This window comes from Bacillus sp. EKM208B (genome assembly GCF_011800725.1).
Classification (GTDB): Bacteria; Bacillota; Bacilli; order Bacillales; family Bacillaceae; genus Bacillus; species Bacillus velezensis.
In genome coordinates this window covers 326,401-352,073 of sequence record NZ_JAANHO010000002.1, presented here as the reverse complement: position 1 = coordinate 352,073, position 25,673 = coordinate 326,401, and the positions used below count along the sequence as shown (strand labels likewise).

The window sequence follows — 25,673 nt, the reverse complement described above, 5'->3', positions numbered from 1 at the left end:
GGATGAACAGCCTTTCGATGGCGGTAGAACAATCTGTTGCGGTGATCACCATTAATCATCAGCCGGCCAACGCGCTGTCCGGTGCGGTTTTAGATGAGTTGTCCGGTCTGTTCGACCGGTGTGAAACAGATGACAGCGTCAGAAGTATCATTATTCGCGGTGAGGGAAAATTTTTCTCGGCGGGCGCCGATATAAAGGAATTTACGTCGCTTGAAAATCTTGAGCAATCTTCTGCCATGGCGGATAAAGGCCAGCAGCTGATGGAAAGAATTGAAGGGTTTCCGAAGCCCGTTATCGCAGCGATTCACGGCGCTGCGTTCGGCGGCGGTCTTGAGCTAGCCATGGCCTGCCATATCAGAATCGCTACATTGGATGCAAAGCTCGGCCTGCCCGAGCTGAATCTCGGCATTATTCCGGGCTTTGCCGGGACGCAGCGGCTTCCCCGGTACGTCGGTACGGCGAAAGCGCTTGAAATGATCGGCACTTCAGAACCTGTGACCGGAGAAGAAGCGCTCAGCCTCGGCCTTGTCACGATAGGCGCCGAACATGAGGAAGAGCTGCTGCAAAAAGCGAAAACGCTCGCGGGCAAGTTTGCGGAAAAAAGCCCGCAGTCAATGGCTTATCTGCTTGAGCTCCTTTATTCAAACAAGATCTATTCTTATGACGGCGGCTTAAAGCTTGAAGCAAAGCGCTTTGGGGAAGCATTTGCATCAGATGACGCAAAAGAAGGCATTCAGGCATTTCTCGAAAAAAGAAAGCCTCAATTCGGTGGGCGAAGATAAAGGGGATAAGAATATGAATCTATTTGTACTGATGAAACGGACGTTTGACACAGAAGAGAAAATCGTCATTGAAGCAGGAAAGATTCAGGAGGACGGGGCCGAATTTATCATTAATCCGTATGATGAATACGCCATTGAAGAAGCCATTCAGCTGAAGGAAGAGCACGGCGGAACCGTTACCGCTGTAACCGTCGGCGGAGAAGATGCGGAGAAAGAACTGAGAACCGCCCTTGCGATGGGCTGTGACCAGGCGGTGTTAATCAATATTGAAGATGATCTGAGCGATCCTGACCAATACTCCATTTCAACTATCTTATATCATTATTTCAAGGATCGCGAATATGATCTGATTCTCGGAGGAAATGTCGCGATTGACGGCGGTTCCGGCCAAGTGGCTCCAAGGCTTGCCGAACTGCTAAACATTCCTTGCGTCACAACGATTACAAAACTGACAATCAGCGGCGATGAAGCTGTGGCAGAGAAAGACAACGAAGGGGATACCGAAATCATTAAAACCTCACTTCCTTTAGTCATCACGGCACAGCAAGGCTTAAACGAGCCCCGCTATCCGTCGCTTCCGGGCATTATGAAGGCGAAGAAAAAACCGCTGGAAGAACTTGAGCTCGATGATCTCGATATTGATGAAGATGATGCCGCACCGAAGCTCAAAACGATCGAACGTTTTCTGCCGCCGCAAAAAGAAGCGGGCAGACTGATCGAAGGAGAAGCCGCTGAGCAGGCGAAAGAGCTTGTGTCACTGCTGAGAAAAGAAGCCAAAGTCGTATAAACCGATATTAAAGAAACTGGGGGATGTCAGAATGGGAAAAAAAGTGATCGTACTCGGAGAAATTCGTGACGGCGCCTTACGGAACGTCACCTTTGAAGCCATAGCCGCAGGCAAAACCATTTCCGGCGGAGGAGATGTCATCGGCGTGCTGATGGGAAAAGGCGCGGCTGATGCAGCATCAGAACTCATTCAGTACGGCGCCGACAAAGTATTTACGGCCGATGCGCCGGGGCTTTCTCAGTATACGGCGGACGGATATGCCGCGGTTCTCGGGGATTTGATCGAAAATGAAAAGCCTGATGCGGTCATTTTCGGCCACACTTCTATGGGAAAAGATTTGTCACCTAAGCTTGCGGCCCGGTTTGAAACGGGGCTGATTTCAGACAGCACGGATGTAAGCGTTACCGGAGACAACATCGTTTTTACAAGACCGATTTATTCGGGAAAAGCCTTTGAACAGGTGATTTCAACCGATCCTTTCATTTTGGCGACAATTCGGCCGAATAATATTCAGGCATTAGAAAAAGAAGCGAACCGGACGGGTGATATTGAAGAGCTTGCGGCGCCTCCGGCAGATTTGCGGACAGTCATTGAAGAAGTAGTCAAAAAAACGGCGGACGGCGTGGATTTATCAGAAGCGAAAATTATCGTAGCAGGCGGCCGCGGTGTAAAAAGCAAAGATGGGTTTGAACCGTTAAAAGAACTTGCCGAGGTGCTCGGAGCAGCGGTGGGCGCTTCACGCGGCGCGTGTGACGCGGACTATTGCGATTATTCTCTTCAAATCGGCCAGACGGGAAAAGTCGTCACGCCGGATTTGTATATCGCCTGCGGCATTTCCGGAGCGATTCAGCACTTGGCGGGCATGTCAAACAGTAAGGTCATTGTTGCCATTAACAAAGACCCGGAAGCGGAAATATTTAAAATAGCGGACTACGGAATTGTCGGCGATTTGTTCGAAGTGGTTCCGCTTCTGACCCAGGAATTTAAAAATGCCAATATTCATTCATAATCAAAACCCTCTGGCTTAATTTGTCAGAGGGTTTTGATTTGTGTTAATTGGTTCGTACAAATTATAGATTAATAAAACAATAGATTGACATGTACGAACCAATGTAATAAGCTTTTGTAAAGCGCTTACAAACTTATCCATTCAGCATGCATTCCAGATACATAGATCGGCTGTAGTGCTTTCATTCTTATTAAGGGAAAGGAATGATCAAGTTTGTCTCACAATACGGCAGTCATTCAAACTGATATCACACGGGGAACCATTAATAAAAACATATACGGACATTTCGCGGAACACCTGGGAAGAGGCATATATGAGGGCATCTGGGTCGGAAAAGATTCCGATATTCCGAATACCGGCGGGGTCAGGACGGATGTTGCCGCCGCCCTCAAACAGCTTCAGATTCCCGTCCTCAGATGGCCGGGCGGCTGTTTTGCTGATGAATACCATTGGGCAAACGGCGTAGGGAAACGCAAAACCATGCTGAATACCCATTGGGGCGGGACGATTGATTCCAATGAATTCGGCACGCACGAGTTTATGATGCTTTGTGAACTGCTCGGCTGCGAACCGTACATCGCCGGAAACGTCGGCAGCGGAACGGTTAAAGAAATGGCTGATTGGATTGAATACATGACGTTTGAAGCGGGCACGCCGATGTCCGACTGGAGAAAAGAAAACGGGCGGGAAAAACCGTGGAAGCTGAAATATTTCGGAATAGGAAATGAGAACTGGGGCTGCGGCGGAAACATGCATCCTGACTATTATGCCGACCTTTACAGAAACTTTCAAACCTATGTCCGTAATTACAGCGGCAATGAAATCTATAAAATTGCCGGCGGCGCGAATGTCGACGATTACCGCTGGACTGAAACTTTAATGAAAAAAGCCGCTGATCTCATGGACGGGCTGAGCCTGCATTATTACACAATACCGGGCGACTTCTGGAAGGGGAAAGGATCAGCGACGGAGTTTACGGAAGATGAATGGTTCACCACGATGAAAAAAGCGGCGCATATGGATGAATTGATCACAAGGCACAGTGCCATCATGGATCAGTACGATCCCGAAAAAAGAGTCGGGCTGATCATTGATGAATGGGGCACGTGGCTTGATCCTGAGCCGGGCACGAATCCGGGCTTTCTGTATCAGCAGAATACGATCCGCGACGCCCTTGTCGCCGCCACGCATTTTCATATTTTTCATCAGCACGCAGACCGCGTACAGATGGCCAATATCGCGCAAACCGTCAACGTGCTTCAGGCAATGATCCTGACAAAAGGGAAAGAAATGCTGTTGACGCCGACGTATCATGTGTTTGATATGTTTAAGGTGCATCAGGACGCATCTCTTTTGGCGACAGAAACAAAAGCAGCCGGGTACGAATGGAATGACGGCCGGCTCCCGCAAGTCAGCATTTCAGCGTCCAAACAGCAAAACGGAGACATACATATCAGCATTTGCAATATCGATCATCTGCAAAAAGCTGATGTGAAGATTGAACTGCGGGGCATGAAAAAGACAGGGAAGCCTTCGGGAACGATTCTGCACGCGGAAAAAATGAATGCCCATAATACATTCAGCAGTCCGGAAAACGTCAAACCGAAGCCGTTTTCCGGGTTTGCTCAAAAGAGCGGAAAACTTGAGGCGGAGCTTCCTCCGATGGCGATTGTATTAATCACGCTGCCTGCGGGCCCATCTTAAGTTTTGAACGCCCGCCGCCCGGTTATAATACACTGTATAAAAAAGATTATTTCCGGCGGGTTCGGGAGAAAATAATATAAGCATTAAATTAGCATGAACGAATGGGAGATGCTATACTAAAAATCATCATTTGACAATTGGAGGAATAACAAATGGCTATCGTAAAAGCAACTGATCAATCGTTCTCAGCTGAAACAAGTGAAGGTGTCGTATTGGCTGATTTCTGGGCTCCTTGGTGCGGACCTTGTAAAATGATCGCGCCCGTTCTTGAAGAGCTCGATCAAGAAATGGGAGACAAACTGAAAATCGTCAAAATCGACGTGGATGAAAACCAAGAAACTGCCGGTAAATACGGCGTCATGAGCATCCCGACACTTCTCGTATTAAAAGACGGAGAAGTCGTTGAAACATCTGTCGGTTTCAAACCGAAAGAAGCTCTTGAAGAGCTTGTAAACAAACATCTGTAAGCCGAAAGCTTCCGTTACGGCAGGGCGATTCCTTTGAAAGGGAATCGCCTTTTTTGATCTTCCAAAAGCTGAAAATGGAGAAAAACAAATGTTCGTGATACACTGAATGGACACGAGAAATGAATGTAAGGAAGGGTAACGTATGAATAAACAACTGAAAGAAAAGCTGGCCCTCCTTCCCGATCAGCCGGGCTGTTATTTAATGAAAGACCGTCAAAAAACAGTCATCTACGTGGGGAAAGCGAAAGTCTTGAAAAACAGGGTGCGATCTTATTTCACCGGTTCTCACGACGCAAAAACCCAACGGCTTGTGACGGAGATTGAGGACTTTGAATATATCGTGACTTCCTCCAATCTTGAAGCGCTTATTTTGGAAATGAATCTGATTAAAAAATACGATCCGAAATACAATGTCATGCTGAAAGATGATAAAACCTATCCCTTTATTAAAATCACCCATGAACGCCATCCGCGGCTGATTGTCACCCGGAATGTCAAAAAAGACAAAGGACGCTATTTCGGCCCGTATCCGAATGTGCAGGCGGCGCGGGAAACGAAAAAACTGTTGGACCGCCTTTACCCGCTCAGGAAATGCTCAAAGCTTCCGGACCGCGTCTGTCTTTATTATCATCTCGGACAATGCCTCGCCCCATGTGTAAAGGATATATCTGAGGAGACAAACCGCGAGATTGTTGAAGACATCACCCGTTTTTTAAAGGGAGGGCATAACGAAATCAAAAAAGAGCTCGAAGCGAAAATGGCAGAAGCGGCGGAAAAGCTTGAATTTGAACGGGCTAAAGAATTCCGCGACCAGCTTGTTCACATCGAATCGACGATGGAGAAGCAAAAAATGACCATGAATGACCTTCTGGACCGCGATGTGTTTGCATATGCCTACGATAAAGGCTGGATGTGCGTCCAAGTCTTTTTCATTCGCCAAGGAAAACTGATCGAACGCGACGTCAGCATGTTTCCGATGTATCAGGAAGCGGATGAAGAATTCCTGACCTTCATCGGCCAGTTCTATTCCAAAAACAATCACTTTCTGCCTAAGGAAATTCTGGTGCCTGACAGCGTTGACAGGGACATGATCAGCGAGCTGTTGGAAACCGCCGTGCATCAGCCGAAAAAAGGCCCGAAAAAAGAGCTGCTTTTGCTTGCGCACAAAAATGCGAAAATTGCTCTGCGGGAAAAATTCTCGTTAATCGAGCGGGATGAGGAACGGTCGATCGGTGCAGCCGAACGGCTCGGCGAAGCGCTGAATATTTACACGCCGCATCGGATTGAAGCGTTTGACAACTCCAATATTCAAGGCACAAACCCCGTATCGGCCATGATTGTCTTTATTGACGGAAAACCGAATAAAAAGGAATACCGCAAATATAAAATTAAAACCGTAACAGGGCCGGATGATTACGGCTCAATGAGGGAAGTCGTCAGAAGAAGGTACACGAGGGTGCTCCGCGAAAATCTTCCGCTGCCGGATTTAATCATCATTGACGGCGGAAAAGGGCAGATTAACGCGGCGCGCGACGTGCTCGAGAATGAGCTCGGCCTTGATGTCCCGGTAGCGGGATTGGCGAAAGATGATAAACACCGAACATCCAACCTTTTGATCGGCGACCCGCTTGAACCGGTGTTTCTGGAGCGGAACAGCCAAGAGTTTTACCTGCTTCAGCGTATTCAGGACGAAGTTCACCGTTTTGCGATCAGCTTTCACAGACAGATCCGGGGAAAAAGCGTCTTTCAATCCGTTCTGGATGATATCCCCGGAATCGGCGAAAAACGCAAAAAAATGCTCTTAAAACATTTCGGATCTGTCAAAAAGATGAAGGAAGCAAGCCTTGACGATATCAAAAAAGCCGGTGTGCCGGCCGCGGCGGCCCAGCTGCTGTTTGAAAAATTGAAAAAATAGTATTGTGCTTTTCTGAAAAATCTGCTAGAATGTGAACTAATTTCATAAGATCGTGTTATATGGTGAAGATAGAGGTGCGAACTTCAATAGTAAGCCTTTGGAGAATGATGGATTCTGCGAAAAAGGCTGAAAGGGGAGCGTCGCCGAAGTGTATCACATCCCATCGGTGTGATTCGCTGGCCTTGCATTAAATAAATGTAAGGCTGTCAAGAATTCATTTTCTTGGAGGGCTATCTCGTTGTTCATAATCAATCGTAATGATATGAAAAAGCAATGAGAGCTATTCCTCTCATTGCTTTTTTTATTGTGGACAAAACGCTCTTTTCTCCTCACCCGCACGAACCAAAATGTAAAGGGTGGTCTAGTATGGGTCTTATCGTACAAAAATTCGGAGGCACTTCCGTCGGCTCTGCCAAAAAAATTCAAAATGCCGCAAATCGCGCCATTGCTGAAAAGCAAAAAGGCCATGATGTCGTAGTCGTCGTTTCGGCAATGGGAAAATCAACCGACGCGCTCGTTAACCTCGCGGCTGAAATCACATCTGAACCAAGCAGACGCGAGATGGATATGCTTTTGTCTACGGGAGAGCAGGTCACGATTTCGCTTTTGGCCATGGCGCTTCAGGAAAAAGGATATGACGCCGTCTCTTATACGGGCTGGCAGGCGGGTGTCCGCACGGAAGCCGTTCACGGCAATGCGAGAATTACGGATATTGATATCACGGCGATTCGTTCGCAGCTTGCAGAAGGCAAAATCACAGTCGTTGCCGGTTTTCAGGGCGTAACGGAAGACGGCGGCATCACGACGCTCGGACGGGGCGGTTCCGATACGACGGCGGTCGCTCTTGCAGCAGCGCTGGAAGCGGATAAATGCGACATTTATACAGATGTTCCGGGCGTATTTACGACAGATCCGCGGTATGTCCGGTCAGCGAGAAAACTGGCGGGAATTTCTTATGATGAAATGCTGGAGCTTGCAAATCTAGGAGCGGGTGTTCTTCACCCGCGGGCGGTTGAGTTCGCGAAAAACTACCAAGTGCCTTTGGAAGTGCGGTCAAGCACGGAACATGAAGCTGGAACATTAATTGAGGAGGAATCATCAATGGAGCAGAATTTAATCGTCAGAGGAATTGCATTTGAAGACCAGATCACAAGGGTGTCCGTTACGGGTCTTGCAAGCGGACTGACAACACTTTCAACAATCTTCACCGCGCTGGCAAAACGAAACATCAACGTTGACATTATTATTCAGACACAGTCGGACGATGGGGAAGCGGATATTTCTTTCTCAGTGAAAACGGAAGATGCCGCGCAAACGGTCGCCGTGCTTGAAGAATATAAAAACGCGCTTGACTATGAAAAAATTGAAACCGAAAGAAAACTGGCGAAAGTCTCTATTGTCGGGTCGGGCATGGTTTCAAATCCCGGCGTCGCCGCGGACATGTTTGCCGTACTGGCGGAAAAAAATGTACAAGTCAAAATGGTGAGCACATCTGAAATAAAAGTATCAGCGGTTGTCAGCGAAAATGATATGGTGAAAGCGGTCGAAGCGCTTCATGATGCGTTTGAGCTTTCTAAACAGCCGTCTGCCGTATAAACGGGCAGGCAAAAAGGCGGGACTTGGAGTCACCGCCTTTTTTCAATTATACAGGGTCCTTCATATCCCATTTTACGGTCAGGACGACTTTATCCGCTCTCTTTTTTACCTGTTCATAAGATTCTGCAATCTGATCGTTCATCAATTGAATCTGTTCGGCTATAAAACCGGCTTCAAGCTGAAAACAAGGCTCTTTCTGATGTTTGAGCCTGCTGGATACGAGCGGTCCTTCCAGTTCAAATTCCAGTTCTTGTTTTTTTGATCCTGCGTTTGTCAAAGTTCCCCAGCCGGCTTTTTCAAAAAAGGCGGGGATTTCTTCCCACGATTGAAGAGGAAATTTGCGGGCGAGGCGTTTTCCCGCCCAATACATCATCGATGAATGTTCCGGGCCGAGGATATCCGGAAGCACGATTTCCCGGATTAATTCGTAGCCGTATGCGCTGACGTCGAGTTCAGTTAAAGGTTCTAAAGCTGCTTCATAATTATTCTTCATATTATGTATTCCCCTCTCTCCTTCGTTTATTATAGCTTAAACAGGGGGGAGGATTACAGGATGATCCTATAAAACAAGCGAAAAAATGTGAGAAAGATATCGCAGGAAAATAAAATTTTCCCTCCAGATAATCAATTCCGAAAATTATAATTTATGTACACGTTTTCTTGACGCCCTTTTGAGGGAGGAGTAAAATGAAATTGTCAATAAATTTTAATAAAGTGCTTACAATTGAAACGAAGTGGGGGCAGAGATTTTAGTACATTTCGCACTTAAATCAAACAGGGGGTAAAGTAATGTCTGGGAACAGAGAGTTTTATTTTCGAAGATTGCATTCCTTGCTCGGTGTTATTCCGGTCGGCATCTTTTTGATCCAGCATTTAGTCGTCAACCAATTTGCCGCAAGGGGAGCGGATGCGTTTAACAAGGCGGCCGGCTTTATGGACAGTCTGCCGTTCAGGTATGCGTTAGAAATTTTTATTATTTTCTTACCTTTAATTTATCATGCGGTTTACGGTGTGTACATAGCATTTACTGCGAAAAACAACGCTGGCCACTACAGTTATTTCAGAAACTGGATGTTTGTGCTTCAGCGTGTCACTGGTATTCTCACCCTTATTTTCGTCAGCTGGCATGTGTGGCAGACGCGGATTGCCGCGCAGATGGGCGCTGAAGTCAACTTCGATATGATGGCGAATATTCTGAGCTCGCCGTTTATGCTCGGCTTTTACATTGTAGGCGTTTTATCGGTCATTTTTCACTTTTCAAACGGCTTATGGTCTTTTGCGGTCACATGGGGGATCACGGTCACGCCGCGTTCTCAAAGAATTTCGACTTACGTGACGCTGATTATATTTTTAGCGCTTTCATACGTAGGTTTAAAAGCGATTTTTGCGTTTGTGTAAGAGAACTAGATTACTAGAGGGAGAGGGGCTATCATGAGTCAATCAAGCATTATCGTAGTCGGCGGGGGTCTTGCCGGCCTCATGGCGACAATTAAAGCAGCGGAATCAGGCACGGCCGTTAAATTGTTTTCCATCGTTCCGGTCAAACGCTCTCACTCGGTCTGCGCGCAGGGCGGGATAAACGGAGCTGTCAACACAAAAGGGGAAGGAGACTCTCCGTTTGAGCATTTTGATGACACGGTATACGGAGGCGACTTTTTGGCAAACCAGCCTCCTGTAAAAGCGATGTGTGAAGCGGCGCCGTCCATTATCCACTTATTGGACCGCATGGGGGTTATGTTTAACAGAACGCCGGAAGGGCTTTTGGACTTCCGCCGTTTCGGGGGTACACAGCATCACAGAACCGCATACGCGGGAGCGACGACGGGTCAGCAGCTTCTTTACGCACTGGACGAGCAGGTGCGCAGATATGAAGTGGCGGGTCTCGTCACAAAATACGAAGGCTGGGAATTCCTCGGCGCCGTTCTTGACGATGAGCGCACGTGCCGCGGTATCGTAGCCCAAAATCTGACCAATATGCAAATCGAGTCATTCCGTTCTGACGCCGTTATTATGGCGACGGGAGGACCCGGAATCGTATTCGGAAAATCAACAAACAGCATGATCAACACGGGATCTGCCGCATCAATCGTTTATCAGCAGGGCGCTTATTATGCAAACGGCGAATTTATCCAAATTCACCCGACAGCAATCCCGGGGGACGATAAACTGCGTCTGATGAGTGAATCGGCGCGCGGCGAGGGCGGAAGAGTCTGGACGTACAAAGACGGAAAACCTTGGTACTTCCTTGAGGAAAAATATCCGGCTTACGGAAACCTCGTACCGCGGGATATTGCGACACGTGAAATCTTTGACGTGTGTGTGAATCAGAAACTCGGCATCAACGGAGAAAACATGGTGTATCTCGATCTGTCGCACAAAGATCCGAAAGAGCTTGACGTTAAGCTTGGCGGCATTATCGAAATCTATGAAAAATTCATGGGCGATGACCCGCGCAAGCTTCCGATGAAAATTTTCCCTGCCGTTCACTATTCAATGGGCGGACTGTGGGTTGATTATGATCAGATGACAAGCATCCGCGGACTGTTCGCAGCGGGTGAATGTGATTATTCAATGCACGGAGGAAACCGTTTAGGGGCGAACTCTCTGCTTTCCGCCATCTACGGAGGAATGGTGGCCGGACCGAATGCGGTGAAATATGTTTCCGGACTTGAAACATCAGCGGAAGACCTGTCTTCTTCATTATTTGATTCCTATGTGAAAAAAGAAGAAGAAAAATGGGCCGATATTATGAAGATGGACGGCGACGAAAATGCCTACGTGCTTCACCGTGAGCTCGGAGAGTGGATGACGGCCAACGTCACGGTGGTCCGCCACAACGACAAGCTTTTGAAAACGGATGACAAGATCCAAGAGCTGATGGAACGCTTTAAGAAAATCAATATCAACGATACGACAAAATGGAGCAACCAAGGGGCGATGTTCACCCGCCAGTTCTCCAATATGCTTCAGCTTGCCAGAGTCATCACGCTCGGCGCATATAACCGAAATGAAAGCCGGGGAGCGCACTATAAACCGGATTTCCCTGAAAGAAATGACGATGAGTGGCTCAAAACGACGATGGCTAAACATGCCGGTCCGTTTGAAGCTCCGGAATTTGAATATCAGGATGTCGATGTATCACTGATTGCGCCCCGTAAACGCGACTACTCGAAGAAGAAGGTGGCGAAATAATCATGAGTGAGAAAAAGATACGGTTTATCATTACACGTCAGGATACGCCCGAAAGCGCGCCATACGATGAAGAATTCGAAATCAATTACCGCCCGAATCTGAACGTGATTTCTGCCCTGATGGAAATCCGCAGAAATCCCGTGAATGCAAAAGGAGAGAAAACCACTCCGGTCGCATGGGACATGAACTGTCTTGAAGAAGTATGCGGCGCCTGCTCCATGGTCATCAACGGGAGACCGCGCCAGTCATGTACGGCGCTGATTGATAAGCTGGAACAGCCGATCCGTCTGAAGCCGATGAAAACATTCCCGGTTGTCCGTGACCTTCAGGTTGACCGCAGCAGAATGTTTGATTCACTGAAAAAAGTGAAAGCATGGGTGCCGATTGACGGAACTTACGATTTGGGGCCGGGGCCGAGAATGCCGGAAAAACGCCGCCAGTGGGCATATGAATTGTCTAAATGCATGACATGCGGCGTCTGCCTCGAAGCCTGCCCGAACGTCAACAGCAAGTCGAAGTTCATGGGGCCTGCCCCGATGTCGCAAGTCCGTCTGTTTAACGCCCATCCGACGGGCGCGATGAACAAAGCAGAACGTTTAGAAGCGTTAATGACAGACGGCGGCCTCGGAGATTGCGGGAATTCACAAAACTGCGTTCAATCCTGCCCGAAAGGCATTCCGCTTACGACTTCAATCGCCGCTTTGAACAGAGATACCAATTTACAAGCATTCCGTAATTTCTTCGGAAGCGACAGAGTATAAGAAAGAGAAAAAGAGCCTCTTCCGCACGGGAGAGGTTTTTTTATAAGGAGCTGAAGGTGATGAAACAACCGCAATATATTGATATCCCGTTTGAAGAATGGAGACAGTCGTTTTCTTTCTTTACTGAAGTATCGGTTCGTTTTTCAGAAACGGATATGTTCGGCCATATGAATAATGTAATCCCTTTCATCTATTTTGAAGAAGCACGGATCGCTTATTTTAAACAGCGGGGCATAACGGCGCAAAACTCGGAAACGATGACGGTCGTCGCAAGCCAGCAGTGCGACTATATGCGTCAGGTGATGCCGTATGAAAATCTGCGGATTTATGTGAAAGCAAGCGCTGCCGGAAATGCGTCCGTCACCCTTCATTACCTTGGAGAAAATGAGTCGGGCCTGCCGTGCTTTACAGGTTCCGTCGTTATGGTTCAAGTGTCGAAGAAAAGCGGCAAAGCGGTCAGCTGGACGGAGCGGGAGAAAGGCATTCTGCTCGCCTGAACGGATAACTATTTCTCTAAGAGACGTCACCTCCGAAGCGCCCTTTACATATGATATCTTGACTATATAAACCCATTCGTTTCAGATTCGCTCTCACCTTAGCAAGGAGGGTTACAATACTTGAAGGAGAAAGATTTTCAATCAAAGCCGCTGCTGACCAAAAGAGAAAGAGAAGTATTCGAATTGCTCGTTCAAGACAAGACAACAAAGGAAATTGCAAGCGAGCTATTTATCAGTGAAAAAACTGTACGGAATCACATTTCAAATGCCATGCAGAAGTTAGGTGTGAAAGGGCGTTCGCAAGCTGTTGTCGAGCTTCTTAGAATGGGTGAGCTAGAGCTCTGATTCTTGCCGGTTTTCCTTCTTTTCGAGAAGGAGCCGGTTATTTGCATTGGCGCCCGGGCTGATGGGCATGCGGTGAAAATCCCGGTTTTTCCTTTTTCTCCGTCAGTCTTGCATTTTCTTAAAAAAAGAAGGAAAATAGACATGGAGCGCATAGCCCAGAAAGATCCTTGAGTGAGGGATGGACAAATGACATCAAAATCTGTAGAGCATGTTGCGGATATCGAAAAATCACTCCGCCATATCGCTGCGATCATTAAACAAAAAGGAAGAGAAATCCTTAACCAATATGCAATTACACCGCCGCAATTCGTGGGGCTTCAATGGCTTTATGAATTGGGGGATATGACAATAGGCGAATTATCAGCCAAAATGTATTTGGCTTGCAGCACGACGACGGATCTGATAGACCGCATGGAAAAAAATAAGCTTGTCGAGCGGGTCAAAGACCCGGCTGACAGACGGGTCGTCAGAATTCATCTTCTCGCTGAAGGAGAGCGCATTATCCAAGAAGTGATTTTGAAAAGACAGGCTTATTTGCGGGATATGTTTGCGACATTTTCCGAAGAAGAAACAGCCGCTTTCGAAAAATCATTATTGAAACTGCAGCATGAAATGAAAAGAAAATGAGGCGATTTTGTTGGAACAGCCGATAGGAGTCATTGATTCCGGGGTTGGCGGGTTAACCGTTGCTAAGGAAATCATGAGACAGCTACCGAAGGAAAATATCATCTATGTGGGAGATACAAAACGCTGCCCGTACGGTCCGCGTCCTGAAGAAGAAGTTCTTCAATACACGTGGGAAATGACCGATTACCTGCTGGAAAACCACCATATCAAAATGCTCGTGATCGCCTGTAATACGGCCACGGCCATTGCCTTGGAGGATATTCAGCGCAAAACGGATATTCCGGTTGTCGGAGTCATTCAGCCGGGTGCGAGAACGGCGATAAAGGTCACGAAAAACCAGCATATCGGCGTCATCGGCACGGTCAATACCATTAAAAGCAGAGCGTATGAGCAGGCGCTGCTCGGGTTAAACGCAGAACTTCAAGTTGAGAACACGGCTTGTCCGCTGCTCGTGCCGTTTGTAGAAAGCGGACGGTTTCTTCAGGAATCGGCGGAGGAAGCGGTTGAAGCATCGCTTGAACCTTTAAAAGGTACATCAATTGACACCTTGATTTTAGGATGTACGCATTATCCGATTTTAAAAGATCCGATTCAGAACTATATGGGAGAGCATGTGAAAATCATTTCCTCCGGAGACGAGACGGCGAGAGAAGTGAGCACCATCTTGTCTTATAAAGGTTTGTTAAACCAATCGAAACATGCACCGGAGCATCAATTTCTTACAACGGGGGAGCGGAACGGTTTCGCAAAAATTGCCGAAGACTGGTTCGGCCACGAAATCGGCCATGTCGAGTGCATCTCCCTTCAAGAGCCGGTCAGAAAATAAATCAAAAAACCCGCTGTTTACGGCGGGTTTTTTTGCGCTTCCCGGTCTATTTCCCGGACAGGGCTCGTATACATCATAGTACAAACAGCCTTAGGAGGGAAAAGTATGCTGAAAAAAGGACCTGCAGTCATTGCTGCAACATGTCTTACTTCGGCTTTTGTGTTATCTGGATGCGGTTTGTTTCAATCCGATAAAACAGCCGGGGAAATTGACCCGCCTCAAGACATTTCATATGTAAAGGATGAAGCGGGAATTCAGGCAAAACCAAAGCAGTCAGAGAAAAACGGCACTTCTAAAGCCGACCAGCCGGCCAATACAGTCATGCGAGAGCTGTATCTGATTGATAAAAACGGCTATGTCGCAGCACAGACACTGCCTCTTCCGAACAGTGAGGGAACCGCAAAGCAGGCCCTTGAGTATTTGGTTCAGGGAGGGCCTGTGTCAGAAATCCTGCCGAACGGCTTCAGAGCGGTGCTCCCTGCGGATACGACGGTAAATGTTGATATTAAAAAAGACGGCACTGCCGTCGCTGATTTTTCGAAGGAATTTAAAAACTATAAAAAAGAAGACGAACAAAAAATCCTGCAATCGATTACATGGACGCTTACCCAATTCAGCTCAATAGATAAAGTCAAAATCAGAATCAACGGGCACGAGCTGAAAGAAATGCCTGTGGGCGGCACGCCTATTACGGGCGACTTAAGCAGAAAAGACGGGATTAATATTGAAACGGCCGGAGTGAATGATCTGACAGACACCCATCCGCTGACTGTATATTATCTGGCGGAAACAGAGACAAGCGAATACTACGTGCCTGTCACAAAGCGGATTGACAATTCGGAAACAAATGACATCACCGCTGCCGTTGAACAGCTCGCTGACGGACCGGGCAAAGCAAGCGGGCTTTTGACGGACTTTAATAACGATGTTAAGCTTCTCAGCAAGCCGAAAGTGAAAGACGGCCAGGTTACACTGGACTTTAACAGCTCTATTTACGGAAGCGCCGACGAAAAAACAAAAATGGTATCATCGGGCGTACTGGACAGCATCGTTCTCACGTTAACCGAACAGCCGTCGATCAAAAGTGTTTCTATAAAAGTAAATGGAAAATCAGAACTGGTGAATGAAAAAGGAGAATCCCTTTCAAAACCTGTTTCGAGGCCGTCACAAGTGAATACGGGTAGTTTTTAATTTGCGATTTTTGATATACTAGTAAAAAAGAGGTTAGCGTTCCGGCTGCCTCTTTCTTTATTCACAATCCGGAACAAAAGGTTTATGTACATATAATCGGAGGTAAAATATGAGACACGACGGAAGACAGCACGATGAGCTGCGCCCTATCACATTTGATTTGGATTTTATCACTCACCCGGAAGGCTCGGTTTTAATTACAGCGGGAAATACGAAGGTCATCTGTAATGCATCTGTGGAAGACCGGGTGCCGCCATTTTTACGCGGCGGAGGAAAAGGCTGGATCACAGCGGAATACAGTATGCTTCCCCGCGCGACGAATCAAAGAACGATAAGAGAATCTTCAAAAGGAAAGGTCTCCGGCAGAACGATGGAAATTCAGCGGCTGATCGGGCGCGCGCTCCGGGCCGTCGTTGATTTGGAGAAGCTCGGCGAACGCACGATCTGGATCGACTGTGACGTCATTCAAGCCGACGGCGGAACAAGAACGGCTTCCATTACGGGCGCCTTCTTGGCGATGGCCATTGCGATCGGCAAACTCGTAAAAAGCGGCGTTATCAAAACCTCTCCTGTGACAGATTATCTCGCGGCCATTTCTGTCGGGATGGATAAAGAAGAAGGCCTTCTTTTGGATCTGAATTATGAAGAGGATTCGGCGGCTGAAGTCGACATGAATATTATCATGACGGGAAGCGGACGTTTTGTAGAGCTTCAAGGGACGGGCGAAGAAGCCACATTCTCCCGTGAAGATTTAAACGGACTGTTAAGCCTTGCCGAAAAAGGAATCCAGACGCTTATTCAAAAGCAAAAAGAAGTGCTGGGAGAAACATTGCCTGAACTGAAATAAGAAAGAGAGGCCTGATCACCGTGAAAGAAGCCATTATTGCGACACACAATCAGGGAAAAGTGAAAGAATTCAAGGAAATACTCGAACCGAAAGGCTACAGCGTCTCTTCTTTGGCGGAAATCGGATTTACGGAAGAAATTGAAGAAACCGGACATACCTTTGAAGAAAACGCCATCTTAAAAGCGGAAGCCGTGGCAAAAGCCGTAAACAAAATGGTCATTGCAGATGACTCCGGTTTATCGGTGGACAACCTTGGAGGCAGACCGGGCGTTTATTCAGCCCGTTATGCCGGAGAAGCAAAAGATGATAAGGCGAATATGGACAAGGTGCTGTCAGAATTAAAAGGCATCGAAAAAGAGCAGCGCACGGCCCGTTTCCGCTGCGCCCTTGCCGTCAGCATGCCGGGGCAGGAAACAAAAACGGTCGAAGGTCATGTTGAAGGGTATATTGCGGAAGGACCCGAGGGGGATAACGGGTTCGGCTATGATCCCATTTTTATTGTAAAAGATAAAGATAAAACCATGGCCCAGCTGACAAGCGCTGAGAAAAACAAAATCAGCCACAGGGCTGAGGCGCTCAAGAAACTGTCAAAGCTGCTTGATTCATAAGGGGGAGCGTATGCAATGAAAGTGCTGATAATAAGTGACAGTCACGGCCTTGAAGATGAGCTGGAGACGATTGCAAAGCGGCACGAAGACGAAGCGGATCTGATGATTCATTGCGGTGATTCAGAGCTTGACGCCGCACATCCGGCGCTTACGCCGTATCACACGGTAAAAGGCAATTGCGACTTTGGCGGCGGGTTTCAGGATGAACTCCTTCTGGACGCCGGTTCAAAGAAAATTCTGGCCGTTCACGGGCATCTTCACGGCATTAAACAGTCACTTTTAACTGTTTTTTACCGGGCGGAAGAGCTTGGGGCGGATATCGTCTGCTTCGGCCATTCACATATTGCCGGGAGTGAAGAGCTTCGGGGCAAGCTTTTGATTAATCCGGGCAGCATCCGTCTTCCGAGAGTCCGCAATGTGAAAAGCTATGCCATTCTTACTCTTACAGAAAGAGAAGGCGCCGTGACATTTTACGACGAAACGGGTCGGGAATTGAAGGACTTGGAGACTGCAATCAGTTTTTAACAAGTGATGGGGGAGATTTCATTCTTCCCCATCAAAAGTTTTTAAAAAAATATTGACTTATGATTTGAACCTGTATATAATAAATCTTGTCGCTGATACATAAAGCAAAAGCTGTCCCAGTAGCTCAGCTGGATAGAGCAACGGCCTTCTAAGCCGTCGGTCGGGAGTTCGAATCTCTCCTGGGACGTACAAAAAAAGAGCTGGTGACATCAGATTGAAAACTGATGCCGCTGGCCTTTTTTATCGGATGACTATATTGTCAATTCGCTGATATCATGGTAAAATGATCAGCAGAACAATTTGATTTTCATGTCCCAGTAGCTCAGCCGGATAGAGCAACGGCCTTCTAAGCCGTCGGTCGGGAGTTCGAATCTCTCCTGGGACGTATAAAAAACCTCAAGCCCTGACAATGGGTTTGAGGTTTTTTTGTATTTTATTTTTAATTTTACGAAACAAAAGTTCCGTATTTGATGAAAATTGTAAAGTAATTTTAATATAAATGAAACTTAATGTAATATTTACCGTAATAAATATATGTATAAAGATACTTAAGGCGCCCTTGAGTGATAAATTATCTAATTTCTATCATGCGTTTTGTCAATAATTGATAGAAAGACAGCAGGAGGAATTAGCTTTTGAAGTACGCATTTGCATATAAAAATCACAATATAGAAACGATCTTTTGCGGAAAAGACGAGCTGTTTGAGGAACTGAAGCAATTTTTAATCACTCAATGCGGTTTAATCATTGTTGAGGTTTCAAGGGCTGATTACTATACGGAGCAGGAAATGAATCAATGGAATGACCGTTATACTCTGTGAATAAGAAAAGAAACCGGCCGTGTGAGACCGGTTTTTGTATCATCTGAATCCGCTCGGAGCGCTGAAGCCCCCGGCATGGCCGCTGAAACCGCCCCCGAGCGCGCCGGGATGTGCCCCGGCGCCGAGGCTTCCGCCGACGTCACTGAAGGATTGGCCGTAGTACCCGGATGTATAAGGGTATGGGACGAATTGCTGTCCGGCGAATGACAGCGTGCTTTGCGGGGTCTGCTGTCCGTATCCGGATGACGGGAATCCCTGCTGAAAAGAAGGGTCACCTTGATATGGTGCTGTATGCATCGGGGCCGGAGGATAATAAGACTGCGGCGGTAAGACCGGTAAAGGCGGAAATCCGGGAGGCAGGCCCTGCATGCCTGATAACATCTTATTCATGACATCACTCATTTCTTACGAGATAAGAACAGTGTATGCGTATGTCTGTATAAAGAGCCTGTTCAATCGAACGGAATATCTGACAAGCATGCCGGAAGGACAGAGAAAAATCGTGTAATAAAATGTGACATATTCGTATATGAACGGAAAAATTTCATGTAATCTTGAGAGATTAATAAAAAAATGATAAAAACTTTTAATATTTACAGATCCCTTTGTACCAGTAATGAAAGCGTATACAAAGTAGATTGATTAATCTAAATTGTCTAATAATTATAAAAATGCTGTTGACACTGTCTGCAAACGGGCGTAATATGAGTTCAAACAAAAATAAATAAATGATTCACGCTAAAAAGAAAAATCATAAAACACTGAAAAAACAAACAAATGAAGGTTCTTTTTTAATAAAAGAGCTGCCATAATAAAAAGCGCAGAAGAGGATAAGTAGCTTTGCTGAAGTTTTTCACAGAGAGCCGGTAACGCTGAGAGCCGGTAAAACAAATCAAAGTGAACTCCCCTCAGAGTGCCGGTCTGAAATGTAAAGAGTAGGACTCGGCCGAGTGAACGCAATGTTTACTCGTTATCAAAACGGATAATCATTATCCATGAGACGGTCTGCATATGACCGTAAACAAGGGTGGTACCGCGGAGAGCAAAGCCTTTTCGCCCCTTTTGGCTATCGCATGAAATGCTTGGCTGAATGTGGGTGGGAAGGCTTTTTTATTTGCGTCAGCCGGCGCTGCGTTTTATGAATTGGATTTTAGAAGGGAACATTGAAAAGGAGGAACTGAAAATGGGCACAAATGTACAGGCGGATTCTTTGTCTGCCGATTGTACAAAAACAATGAACGGGGCTCTGATGCTGATTGAATCATTAAAGAAAGAAAATGTCGAGATGATCTTCGGCTATCCGGGGGGAGCCGTCCTTCCGATTTACGATAAGCTGTATCAGTCGGGATTGGTTCACATCCTGCCCCGCCACGAGCAAGGCGCGATTCACGCGGCAGAAGGGTATGCGAGAGTCTCCGGAAAGCCGGGGGTTGTGATTGCTACCTCCGGACCCGGAGCGACAAATTTAGTTACCGGTCTTGCGGATGCGATGATAGATTCATTGCCGCTCGTAGTGTTTACCGGTCAGGTGGCCACTTCGGTCATCGGCAGCGACGCTTTCCAGGAAGCCGACATTTTAGGAATTACGATGCCGATTACGAAACACAGCTACCAAGTCCGCCGTCCGGAAGATCTCCCCCGTGTGATTAAAGAGGCATTCCATATCGCCACGACGGGAAGACCGGGTCCGGTATTAATTGATATACCGAAGGATGTCGCAGCATTTGAAGGAGAGTTCAGATATGATCACGAGATCAGCCTTCCGGGTTATCAGCCTGTAAAAGAGCCTAACTATCTGCAGATCCGAAAGCTCGTGGAAGCTGTCAGCAGTGCGAAAAAGCCGGTTATTTTAGCCGGAGCGGGTGTTTTGCACGGTAAAGCTTCAGAAGATTTAAAAAATTATGCCGAACAGCAGCAAATTCCGGTAGCGCACACGCTCCTCGGTCTGGGCGGTTTCCCGGCAGACCATCCTCTTTTTCTGGGAATGGCGGGGATGCACGGCACATACACAGCGAATATGGCGCTTTACCACTGTGACTTGTTGATCAGCATCGGAGCGCGGTTCGATGATCGCGTGACCGGAAATCTGAAGCATTTTGCAAAATCGGCCAAAGTGGCGCATATCGATATTGATCCTGCTGAAATCGGAAAAATTATCGAAACGCAGATTCCGGTGGTCGGCGACAGTAAAATCGTCCTTCAGGAATTATTGAAGCAAAACGGAAAACAGGGACAGACAGAGGAATGGAAACAGCAGCTTTCAGAATGGAAAGAAGAATATCCGCTTTGGTATACAGACAACAGAGAAGAGGGCTTGAAACCCCAAAAGCTGATTGAGTATATTCACCAATTCACAAACGGTGAGGCGATTGTGGCGACGGATGTCGGCCAGCACCAGATGTGGGCGGCTCAGTTTTATCCTTTCCGAAAGGCTGATAAGTGGGTGACCTCGGGGGGACTCGGCACAATGGGCTTCGGCCTTCCGGCGGCTATCGGAGCGCAGCTGGCCGATCGTAACGCCACGGTCGTTGCCATCCTCGGAGACGGCGGTTTTCAGATGACCCTTCAGGAATTAGATGTCATCCGGCAGCTGAATCTTCCTGTCAAAGTGGTTATCTTGAACAACGAATGTCTGGGCATGGTCAGACAGTGGCAGGAAATCTTCTATGAAGAACGCTACTCTGAATCCAAATTCTCGGCGCAGCCTGACTTTGTCAAATTGTCAGAAGCCTACGGCATTAAAGGCGTCCGGATTTCATCGGAAGAAGAGGCGGAAGAAGAGCTTAAAAAGGCGCTTTCATCAAAAGAACCGGCCGTTATTGACGTCCGGGTCGCCAAAAGCGAGAAAGTATTCCCGATGATTGCGCCGGGTAAAGGACTTCATGAAATGGTGGGGGTGAAACCTTGAAACGCATTATCACATTAACGGTGGTCAACCGCTCGGGAGTATTAAACCGGATCACCGGCCTGTTTACAAAAAGACACTATAATATCGAAAGCATCACTGTAGGCCACACGGAAACAAGCGGTGTTTCAAGGATTACATTTGTCGTCCATGTGGAAGGCGAAAATGACGTAGAGCAGCTGACAAAGCAGCTTAACAAACAAATTGACGTCCTGAAAGTGACGGATATTACAAACCAATCAATTGTACAGCGTGAGCTGGCATTAATCAAAGTTGTTTCCGCACCGTCGGCCAGAACGGAAATCAATGGAATCATTGAGCCGTTCAGAGCTTCCGTCGTTGATGTCTCAAGAGACAGCATCGTCGTTCAGGTTACCGGCGAATCTAATAAAATCGAAGCGCTCATAGAGCTTCTCAAACCTTACGGAATTAAAGAAATCGCGAGAACGGGCACAACGGCTTTTGCGAGGGGAACCCAGCAGAAGGCGTCATCCAATAAAACAATTTCAATTGTATAACACAAAAAAGGGAGAGATTAAAATGGTAAAAGTATATTATAACGGTGATATCAAAGAGAACGTATTGGCAGGTAAAAAAGTAGCGATTATCGGTTACGGTTCACAAGGTCATGCACACGCGCTGAACTTAAAAGAAAGCGGAATTGATGTCATTGTCGGCGTCAGACAAGGCAAATCATTTACACAGGCCCAAGAAGACGGTCATAAAGTCTTTTCGGTAAGAGAAGCGGCTGCCCAGGCTGATATCATTATGGTTCTTCTTCCGGATGAACAGCAGCAAAAAGTATATGAATCTGAAATCAAAGATGAATTGACGGCGGGCAAGTCATTGGTATTCGCACACGGATTTAACGTCCATTTCCATCAGATCGTGCCTCCTGCTGATGTGGATGTATTCCTTGTCGCCCCTAAAGGACCTGGACACCTTGTCAGAAGAACATATGAACAAGGCGCGGGCGTACCGGCATTGTTTGCCATCTACCAGGATGTATCAGGCGAAGCGAAAGATACGGCTCTTGCTTATGCAAAAGGAATCGGCGGAGCGCGTGCGGGCGTTCTTGAAACAACATTTAAGGAAGAAACGGAAACGGATTTGTTCGGTGAGCAGGCTGTTCTGTGCGGAGGTTTAACAGCGCTTGTCAAAGCGGGTTTTGAAACGCTGACAGAAGCCGGCTACCAGCCTGAACTCGCATACTTCGAGTGTCTGCACGAACTGAAGTTGATCGTAGACTTGATGTATGAAGAAGGATTGGCGGGCATGAGATACTCTATCTCCGATACGGCTCAATGGGGAGACTTTGTATCAGGACCGCGCGTAGTCGATGCGAAGGTAAAAGAATCGATGAAACAAGTATTAACGGATATTCAAAACGGTACATTCGCAAAAGAATGGATCGTGGAAAACCAAGTGAACCGTCCTCGTTTCAATGCGATCAATGCAAGTGAAAACGAGCATCAGATTGAAAAGGTCGGCAGACAGCTTCGTGAAATGATGCCGTTTGTCAAACAAGGCAAAAAGAAGGAAGCGGTGGTCTCCGTTGCGCAAAATTAATGTTTTCGACACGACCCTTCGTGACGGTGAACAATCCCCCGGGGTCAACCTCAATTCCCGGGAGAAACTGGCGATAGCCAAGCAGCTTGAAAGACTCGGGGTGGACATTATTGAAGCGGGATTTCCCGCTTCATCCCGAGGTGATTTTTTAGCCGTGCAGGAAATCGCAAGAACGATTAAAAATTGTTCGGTAACAGGGCTTGCCCGATCTGTCAAAGGTGACATCGACGCAGCCTGGGAAGCGCTGAAAGACGGGGCCAGCCCGCGGATTCACATCTTTATCGCCACCTCTGACATTCATCTGAAGCATAAGCTGAAAATGACGCGGGAAGAGGTTAAGGAAAAAGCGGTTGAAATGGTGAAGTATGCAAAAGAACGCTTTCCGATCGTTCAATGGTCAGCAGAAGACGCATGCCGCACCGAACTTCCGTTTCTGGCTGAAATCGTAGAAAAAGTGATTGATGCCGGCGCGAGCGTCATCAACCTGCCGGACACTGTAGGTTACCTGACGCCGGCTGAATACGGAAACATCTTTAAATATATGAAGGAACACGTTCCGAATATCGGCCGGGTAAAGCTTTCAGCCCATTGCCACGATGATCTCGGAATGGCGGTTGCCAACTCACTTTCGGCAATTGAGAACGGCGCAGATCAAATTGAATGCGCCATTAACGGCATAGGAGAAAGAGCCGGGAACGCCGCGCTAGAGGAAATCGCCGTTGCGCTTCATGTCAGAAATGACGCGCATCAAGCCGATTCATCCCTCAATCTTCATGAATTGAAGCGGACGAGTGATCTTGTCAGCAAACTGACGGGCATGGCCGTTCCCCGCAATAAAGCAATCGTCGGAGATAACGCTTTCGCACATGAGTCCGGCATTCACCAAGACGGTTTCCTGAAAGAAAAATCAACATATGAAATCATTTCACCGGAACTTGTCGGCGTGACTGCTGATGCGCTCGTACTCGGAAAGCATTCCGGACGCCATGCGTTCAAAGACCGCCTGAATGCGCTTGGATTCCAGTTTGATAGTGAGGAAATCAATAAATTTTTTACGATGTTTAAAGAACTGACCGAAAAGAAAAAAGAAATCACCGATGATGACTTGATTTCTCTTATTTTAGAAGAAAAAGTGACGGACAAAAAAATCGGCTATGAATTTTTGTCTCTGCAAGTGCATTACGGGACGTCTCAGGTGCCGACTGCAACAGTCTCTTTAAAAAATCAGGAAAACGAACAGCTGATTCAAGAGGCGGCAACGGGGGCGGGCAGCGTGGAAGCCGTTTATAACACGCTCGGGCGCTGCATCGATAAAAATATTGAACTGACAGACTACCGCATCCAATCCAACCGGAAAGGCGAAGACGCGCTGGCTCAAGTTTTTGTCAGAGTGACCGTGAACGGAAAAGAAACATCAGGGCGGGGAATCGCGCAGGATGTTCTGGAAGCTTCTGCTAAAGCTTATCTGAACGCCGTGAACCGGCAGTTGGTGCTGGATTGCAATTTAGACGGATTAAAGAGACAGACTGCGGTCGGCTCGTAATAGAAAGGAGAACGTTTGATTTGAAAAAACGCATTGCTTTGCTGCCCGGTGACGGAATCGGACCGGAAGTGGCGGAATCAGCGGCAGATGTATTGAAAAGCGTTGCCGAACAATTCGGACATGAATTTGAATTTGAAAACGGGCTGATCGGGGGAGCAGCTATTGACGCCCATCAAAACCCCCTTCCTGAGGAGACGGTGGCTCTTTGTGAAAGATCCGACGCCATCCTGCTCGGAGCCGTCGGCGGGCCGAAATGGGACCAAAATCCTCCAGAGCTCAGACCGGAAAAAGGCCTGCTTGGCATCAGAAAAAAACTCGGCCTGTTTGCCAATCTGCGTCCCGTGACCGTATTTGAAAGCCTGTCTGAGGCTTCTCCGCTGAAAAAAGAATATATCAGCGGCGTCGACTTTGTAATCGTCAGGGAACTGACGGGCGGCCTCTACTTCGGAGAACCGAGCAGACAGTATGTCAATGAAGCGGGAGAAAAGGAAGCGGTCGATACCCTTTTTTATAAGAAAGAAGAAATCGCACGCGTTGTCAGAGAAGCCTTTAAGATGGCTGCCGGCAGAAAAGGAAAAGTGACGTCCGTCGATAAGGCGAATGTGCTTTCATCAAGCAGGCTGTGGCGTGAAACCGCAGATGAAATCGCAAAAGAATTTCCTGATGTGACGCTTGAACATATGCTTGTCGATAATGCCGCGATGCAGCTCATCTACGCTCCGAGCCAGTTTGACGTCATCGTAACTGAGAATATGTTCGGCGATATTTTAAGCGATGAAGCTTCCATGCTGACAGGTTCGCTCGGCATGCTGCCGTCAGCCAGTTTATCAAGTTCAGGTCTTCACTTGTTTGAACCCGTGCATGGATCTGCGCCTGACATCGCCGGTAAAGGGATGGCCAATCCGTTTGCGGCGATTTTATCAGCGGCGATGCTTTTGAGAACATCTTTCGGGCTTGAAAACGAAGCTCAGGCGGTGGAAAAGGCGGTCGCAAAGGTGCTTGCAGACGGCAGCCGTACACGTGATATCGCCCGGGACGGCCAATATGCCGGAACGCATGACATTACTGAAAAAGTAAAAGCCGCATTAGCCGGCTCGAATACAAAATCTATAGTGTGACGCTTTAAAGAAAGCGGTCTTAGTTCATAGGTAGAGGG

The 25,673-nt window shown here is 47.4% G+C and carries 26 protein-coding genes, 2 tRNA genes, 1 riboswitch and 1 other annotated feature; of the genes, 26 read left to right on the top strand and 2 right to left on the bottom strand.

What is annotated here, in order from left to right; all coding sequences use genetic code 11:
* Window positions 1–2: 2 nt before the first annotated feature.
* The 7 genes from G9F75_RS04545 to G9F75_RS04515 all read left to right on the top strand — a co-directional run bounded on the left by G9F75_RS04545 (window position 3) and on the right by G9F75_RS04515 (window position 8,260).
* Window positions 3–782, top strand: a complete 780-nt coding sequence (locus G9F75_RS04545; protein ID WP_017418311.1) for an enoyl-CoA hydratase — start codon at window positions 3–5, stop codon at window positions 780–782.
* A 13-nt stretch (window positions 783–795) separates the two neighbouring features.
* On the top strand, window positions 796–1,569 hold the full coding sequence (locus tag G9F75_RS04540) for an electron transfer flavoprotein subunit beta/FixA family protein (RefSeq protein ID WP_007408121.1): 774 nt from the start codon (window positions 796–798) through the stop codon (window positions 1,567–1,569).
* Between the two features lie 31 nt (window positions 1,570–1,600).
* Window positions 1,601–2,578 carry an electron transfer flavoprotein subunit alpha/FixB family protein gene (locus G9F75_RS04535; protein ID WP_014418580.1) on the top strand — a complete coding sequence of 326 codons (978 nt, stop codon included), beginning with the start codon at window positions 1,601–1,603 and terminating at the stop codon, window positions 2,576–2,578.
* A 213-nt stretch (window positions 2,579–2,791) separates the two neighbouring features.
* Window positions 2,792–4,282: an alpha-N-arabinofuranosidase gene (locus G9F75_RS04530; RefSeq protein ID WP_167408939.1), complete on the top strand. Its 1,491-nt coding sequence runs from the start codon at window positions 2,792–2,794 to the stop codon at window positions 4,280–4,282.
* Between the two features lie 152 nt (window positions 4,283–4,434).
* Window positions 4,435–4,749 (top strand): thioredoxin, encoded by a 315-nt coding sequence (gene trxA, locus G9F75_RS04525; protein ID WP_003152560.1) that lies wholly within the window; start codon window positions 4,435–4,437, stop codon window positions 4,747–4,749.
* A gap of 142 nt (window positions 4,750–4,891) precedes the next feature.
* Complete coding sequence (gene uvrC, locus G9F75_RS04520; protein WP_017418307.1) at window positions 4,892–6,664, top strand: excinuclease ABC subunit UvrC; 1,773 nt, start codon at window positions 4,892–4,894, stop codon at window positions 6,662–6,664.
* Window positions 6,665–6,725: 61 nt separating this feature from the next.
* Window positions 6,726–6,905: riboswitch (Lysine riboswitch) on the top strand.
* Window positions 6,906–7,030: 125 nt separating this feature from the next.
* Window positions 7,031–8,260: an aspartate kinase gene (locus tag G9F75_RS04515; protein WP_167408938.1), complete on the top strand. Its 1,230-nt coding sequence runs from the start codon at window positions 7,031–7,033 to the stop codon at window positions 8,258–8,260.
* A gap of 46 nt (window positions 8,261–8,306) precedes the next feature.
* On the opposite strand, the gene G9F75_RS04510 is transcribed toward G9F75_RS04515, so the two are convergent.
* Window positions 8,307–8,753 (bottom strand): YslB family protein, encoded by a 447-nt coding sequence (locus G9F75_RS04510; protein ID WP_007612940.1) that lies wholly within the window; start codon window positions 8,751–8,753, stop codon window positions 8,307–8,309.
* A 296-nt stretch (window positions 8,754–9,049) separates the two neighbouring features.
* Here G9F75_RS04510 and sdhC point away from each other — a divergent pair, with 296 nt between their 5' ends.
* From sdhC to G9F75_RS04440, 14 genes are all read left to right on the top strand, one after another.
* Window positions 9,050–9,658: a succinate dehydrogenase cytochrome B558 gene (gene sdhC, locus G9F75_RS04505; protein ID WP_003152571.1), complete on the top strand. Its 609-nt coding sequence runs from the start codon at window positions 9,050–9,052 to the stop codon at window positions 9,656–9,658.
* Between the two features lie 33 nt (window positions 9,659–9,691).
* Window positions 9,692–11,452 carry a succinate dehydrogenase flavoprotein subunit gene (gene sdhA, locus G9F75_RS04500; RefSeq protein ID WP_003152573.1) on the top strand — a complete coding sequence of 587 codons (1,761 nt, stop codon included), beginning with the start codon at window positions 9,692–9,694 and terminating at the stop codon, window positions 11,450–11,452.
* Between the two features lie 2 nt (window positions 11,453–11,454).
* Window positions 11,455–12,213 (top strand): succinate dehydrogenase iron-sulfur subunit, encoded by a 759-nt coding sequence (gene sdhB, locus G9F75_RS04495; RefSeq protein WP_003152575.1) that lies wholly within the window; start codon window positions 11,455–11,457, stop codon window positions 12,211–12,213.
* A gap of 59 nt (window positions 12,214–12,272) precedes the next feature.
* A complete protein-coding gene (locus G9F75_RS04490) occupies window positions 12,273–12,710 on the top strand; it encodes an acyl-CoA thioesterase (protein WP_021494405.1) in 438 nt (145 codons plus the stop codon).
* Between the two features lie 120 nt (window positions 12,711–12,830).
* Window positions 12,831–13,055, top strand: coding sequence for a spore germination transcription factor GerE (gerE, locus tag G9F75_RS04485; protein ID WP_003152579.1), 225 nt, complete (start codon window positions 12,831–12,833; stop codon window positions 13,053–13,055).
* 186 nt (window positions 13,056–13,241) lie between these two features.
* Entirely contained in the window at window positions 13,242–13,682 is a 441-nt protein-coding gene (locus G9F75_RS04480; RefSeq protein WP_014418574.1) for a MarR family winged helix-turn-helix transcriptional regulator, read from the top strand.
* A 7-nt stretch (window positions 13,683–13,689) separates the two neighbouring features.
* Entirely contained in the window at window positions 13,690–14,508 is an 819-nt protein-coding gene (racE, locus tag G9F75_RS04475) for a glutamate racemase (RefSeq protein WP_012118125.1), read from the top strand.
* 105 nt (window positions 14,509–14,613) lie between these two features.
* Window positions 14,614–15,699: a GerMN domain-containing protein gene (locus G9F75_RS04470; RefSeq protein WP_014418573.1), complete on the top strand. Its 1,086-nt coding sequence runs from the start codon at window positions 14,614–14,616 to the stop codon at window positions 15,697–15,699.
* A gap of 109 nt (window positions 15,700–15,808) precedes the next feature.
* On the top strand, window positions 15,809–16,546 hold the full coding sequence (gene rph, locus G9F75_RS04465) for a ribonuclease PH (RefSeq protein ID WP_007612934.1): 738 nt from the start codon (window positions 15,809–15,811) through the stop codon (window positions 16,544–16,546).
* An 11-nt stretch (window positions 16,547–16,557) separates the two neighbouring features.
* Window positions 16,558–17,154, top strand: a complete 597-nt coding sequence (locus tag G9F75_RS04460) for an XTP/dITP diphosphatase (protein WP_087920775.1) — start codon at window positions 16,558–16,560, stop codon at window positions 17,152–17,154.
* Between the two features lie 15 nt (window positions 17,155–17,169).
* On the top strand, window positions 17,170–17,679 hold the full coding sequence (locus tag G9F75_RS04455; protein WP_103526717.1) for a YfcE family phosphodiesterase: 510 nt from the start codon (window positions 17,170–17,172) through the stop codon (window positions 17,677–17,679).
* A 113-nt stretch (window positions 17,680–17,792) separates the two neighbouring features.
* Window positions 17,793–17,866: transfer RNA gene (locus G9F75_RS04450), tRNA-Arg, on the top strand.
* A 124-nt stretch (window positions 17,867–17,990) separates the two neighbouring features.
* Window positions 17,991–18,064: transfer RNA gene (locus G9F75_RS04445), tRNA-Arg, on the top strand.
* Window positions 18,065–18,314: 250 nt separating this feature from the next.
* Entirely contained in the window at window positions 18,315–18,500 is a 186-nt protein-coding gene (locus G9F75_RS04440; RefSeq protein ID WP_007408136.1) for a hypothetical protein, read from the top strand.
* Window positions 18,501–18,539: 39 nt separating this feature from the next.
* Here the strand turns inward: G9F75_RS04440 and G9F75_RS04435 are convergent, their stop codons facing one another.
* Entirely contained in the window at window positions 18,540–18,890 is a 351-nt protein-coding gene (locus G9F75_RS04435; protein ID WP_029973361.1) for a hypothetical protein, read from the bottom strand.
* A 422-nt stretch (window positions 18,891–19,312) separates the two neighbouring features.
* Window positions 19,313–19,564 (top strand) — a binding site (T-box leader).
* A gap of 119 nt (window positions 19,565–19,683) precedes the next feature.
* Here G9F75_RS04435 and ilvB point away from each other — a divergent pair.
* The 5 genes from ilvB to leuB are packed head-to-tail and all read left to right on the top strand — an operon-like array spanning window position 19,684 to window position 25,635.
* On the top strand, window positions 19,684–21,408 hold the full coding sequence (gene ilvB / locus G9F75_RS04430) for an acetolactate synthase large subunit (protein ID WP_100262136.1): 1,725 nt from the start codon (window positions 19,684–19,686) through the stop codon (window positions 21,406–21,408).
* Window positions 21,405–21,923: an acetolactate synthase small subunit gene (ilvN, locus tag G9F75_RS04425; protein WP_003152598.1), complete on the top strand. Its 519-nt coding sequence runs from the start codon at window positions 21,405–21,407 to the stop codon at window positions 21,921–21,923. Before ilvB ends, ilvN begins: the two co-directional genes overlap by 4 nt.
* A 22-nt stretch (window positions 21,924–21,945) precedes the next feature.
* Window positions 21,946–22,974, top strand: a complete 1,029-nt coding sequence (ilvC, locus tag G9F75_RS04420; protein WP_014418562.1) for a ketol-acid reductoisomerase — start codon at window positions 21,946–21,948, stop codon at window positions 22,972–22,974.
* Window positions 22,961–24,517, top strand: a complete 1,557-nt coding sequence (locus G9F75_RS04415; protein ID WP_021494398.1) for a 2-isopropylmalate synthase — start codon at window positions 22,961–22,963, stop codon at window positions 24,515–24,517. The genes ilvC and G9F75_RS04415 overlap by 14 nt, the downstream gene beginning before the upstream one ends.
* A gap of 20 nt (window positions 24,518–24,537) precedes the next feature.
* On the top strand, window positions 24,538–25,635 hold the full coding sequence (gene leuB / locus G9F75_RS04410) for a 3-isopropylmalate dehydrogenase (protein WP_003152604.1): 1,098 nt from the start codon (window positions 24,538–24,540) through the stop codon (window positions 25,633–25,635).
* The last annotated feature ends 38 nt before the right edge of the window (window positions 25,636–25,673 follow it).

What these genes read in the sequence shown, in the direction of transcription:
- G9F75_RS04455 (WP_103526717.1), top strand. Translation starts at nt 17,170, where the DNA reads ATGAAAGTGCTGATAATAAGTGACAGTCACGGCCTTGAAGATGAGCTG.
- sdhC (WP_003152571.1), top strand. Translation starts at nt 9,050, where the DNA reads ATGTCTGGGAACAGAGAGTTTTATTTTCGAAGATTGCATTCCTTGCTC.
- G9F75_RS04535 (WP_014418580.1), top strand. Translation starts at nt 1,601, where the DNA reads ATGGGAAAAAAAGTGATCGTACTCGGAGAAATTCGTGACGGCGCCTTA.
- trxA (WP_003152560.1), top strand. Translation starts at nt 4,435, where the DNA reads ATGGCTATCGTAAAAGCAACTGATCAATCGTTCTCAGCTGAAACAAGT.
- G9F75_RS04515 (WP_167408938.1), top strand. Translation starts at nt 7,031, where the DNA reads ATGGGTCTTATCGTACAAAAATTCGGAGGCACTTCCGTCGGCTCTGCC.
- G9F75_RS04510 (WP_007612940.1), bottom strand. Translation starts at nt 8,753, where the DNA reads ATGAAGAATAATTATGAAGCAGCTTTAGAACCTTTAACTGAACTCGAC.
- sdhA (WP_003152573.1), top strand. Translation starts at nt 9,692, where the DNA reads ATGAGTCAATCAAGCATTATCGTAGTCGGCGGGGGTCTTGCCGGCCTC.
- ilvC (WP_014418562.1), top strand. Translation starts at nt 21,946, where the DNA reads ATGGTAAAAGTATATTATAACGGTGATATCAAAGAGAACGTATTGGCA.
- G9F75_RS04435 (WP_029973361.1), bottom strand. Translation starts at nt 18,890, where the DNA reads ATGAATAAGATGTTATCAGGCATGCAGGGCCTGCCTCCCGGATTTCCG.
- G9F75_RS04480 (WP_014418574.1), top strand. Translation starts at nt 13,242, where the DNA reads ATGACATCAAAATCTGTAGAGCATGTTGCGGATATCGAAAAATCACTC.
- G9F75_RS04540 (WP_007408121.1), top strand. Translation starts at nt 796, where the DNA reads ATGAATCTATTTGTACTGATGAAACGGACGTTTGACACAGAAGAGAAA.
- G9F75_RS04470 (WP_014418573.1), top strand. Translation starts at nt 14,614, where the DNA reads ATGCTGAAAAAAGGACCTGCAGTCATTGCTGCAACATGTCTTACTTCG.
- sdhB (WP_003152575.1), top strand. Translation starts at nt 11,455, where the DNA reads ATGAGTGAGAAAAAGATACGGTTTATCATTACACGTCAGGATACGCCC.
- G9F75_RS04490 (WP_021494405.1), top strand. Translation starts at nt 12,273, where the DNA reads ATGAAACAACCGCAATATATTGATATCCCGTTTGAAGAATGGAGACAG.
- G9F75_RS04545 (WP_017418311.1), top strand. Translation starts at nt 3, where the DNA reads ATGAACAGCCTTTCGATGGCGGTAGAACAATCTGTTGCGGTGATCACC.
- ilvB (WP_100262136.1), top strand. Translation starts at nt 19,684, where the DNA reads ATGGGCACAAATGTACAGGCGGATTCTTTGTCTGCCGATTGTACAAAA.
- rph (WP_007612934.1), top strand. Translation starts at nt 15,809, where the DNA reads ATGAGACACGACGGAAGACAGCACGATGAGCTGCGCCCTATCACATTT.
- uvrC (WP_017418307.1), top strand. Translation starts at nt 4,892, where the DNA reads ATGAATAAACAACTGAAAGAAAAGCTGGCCCTCCTTCCCGATCAGCCG.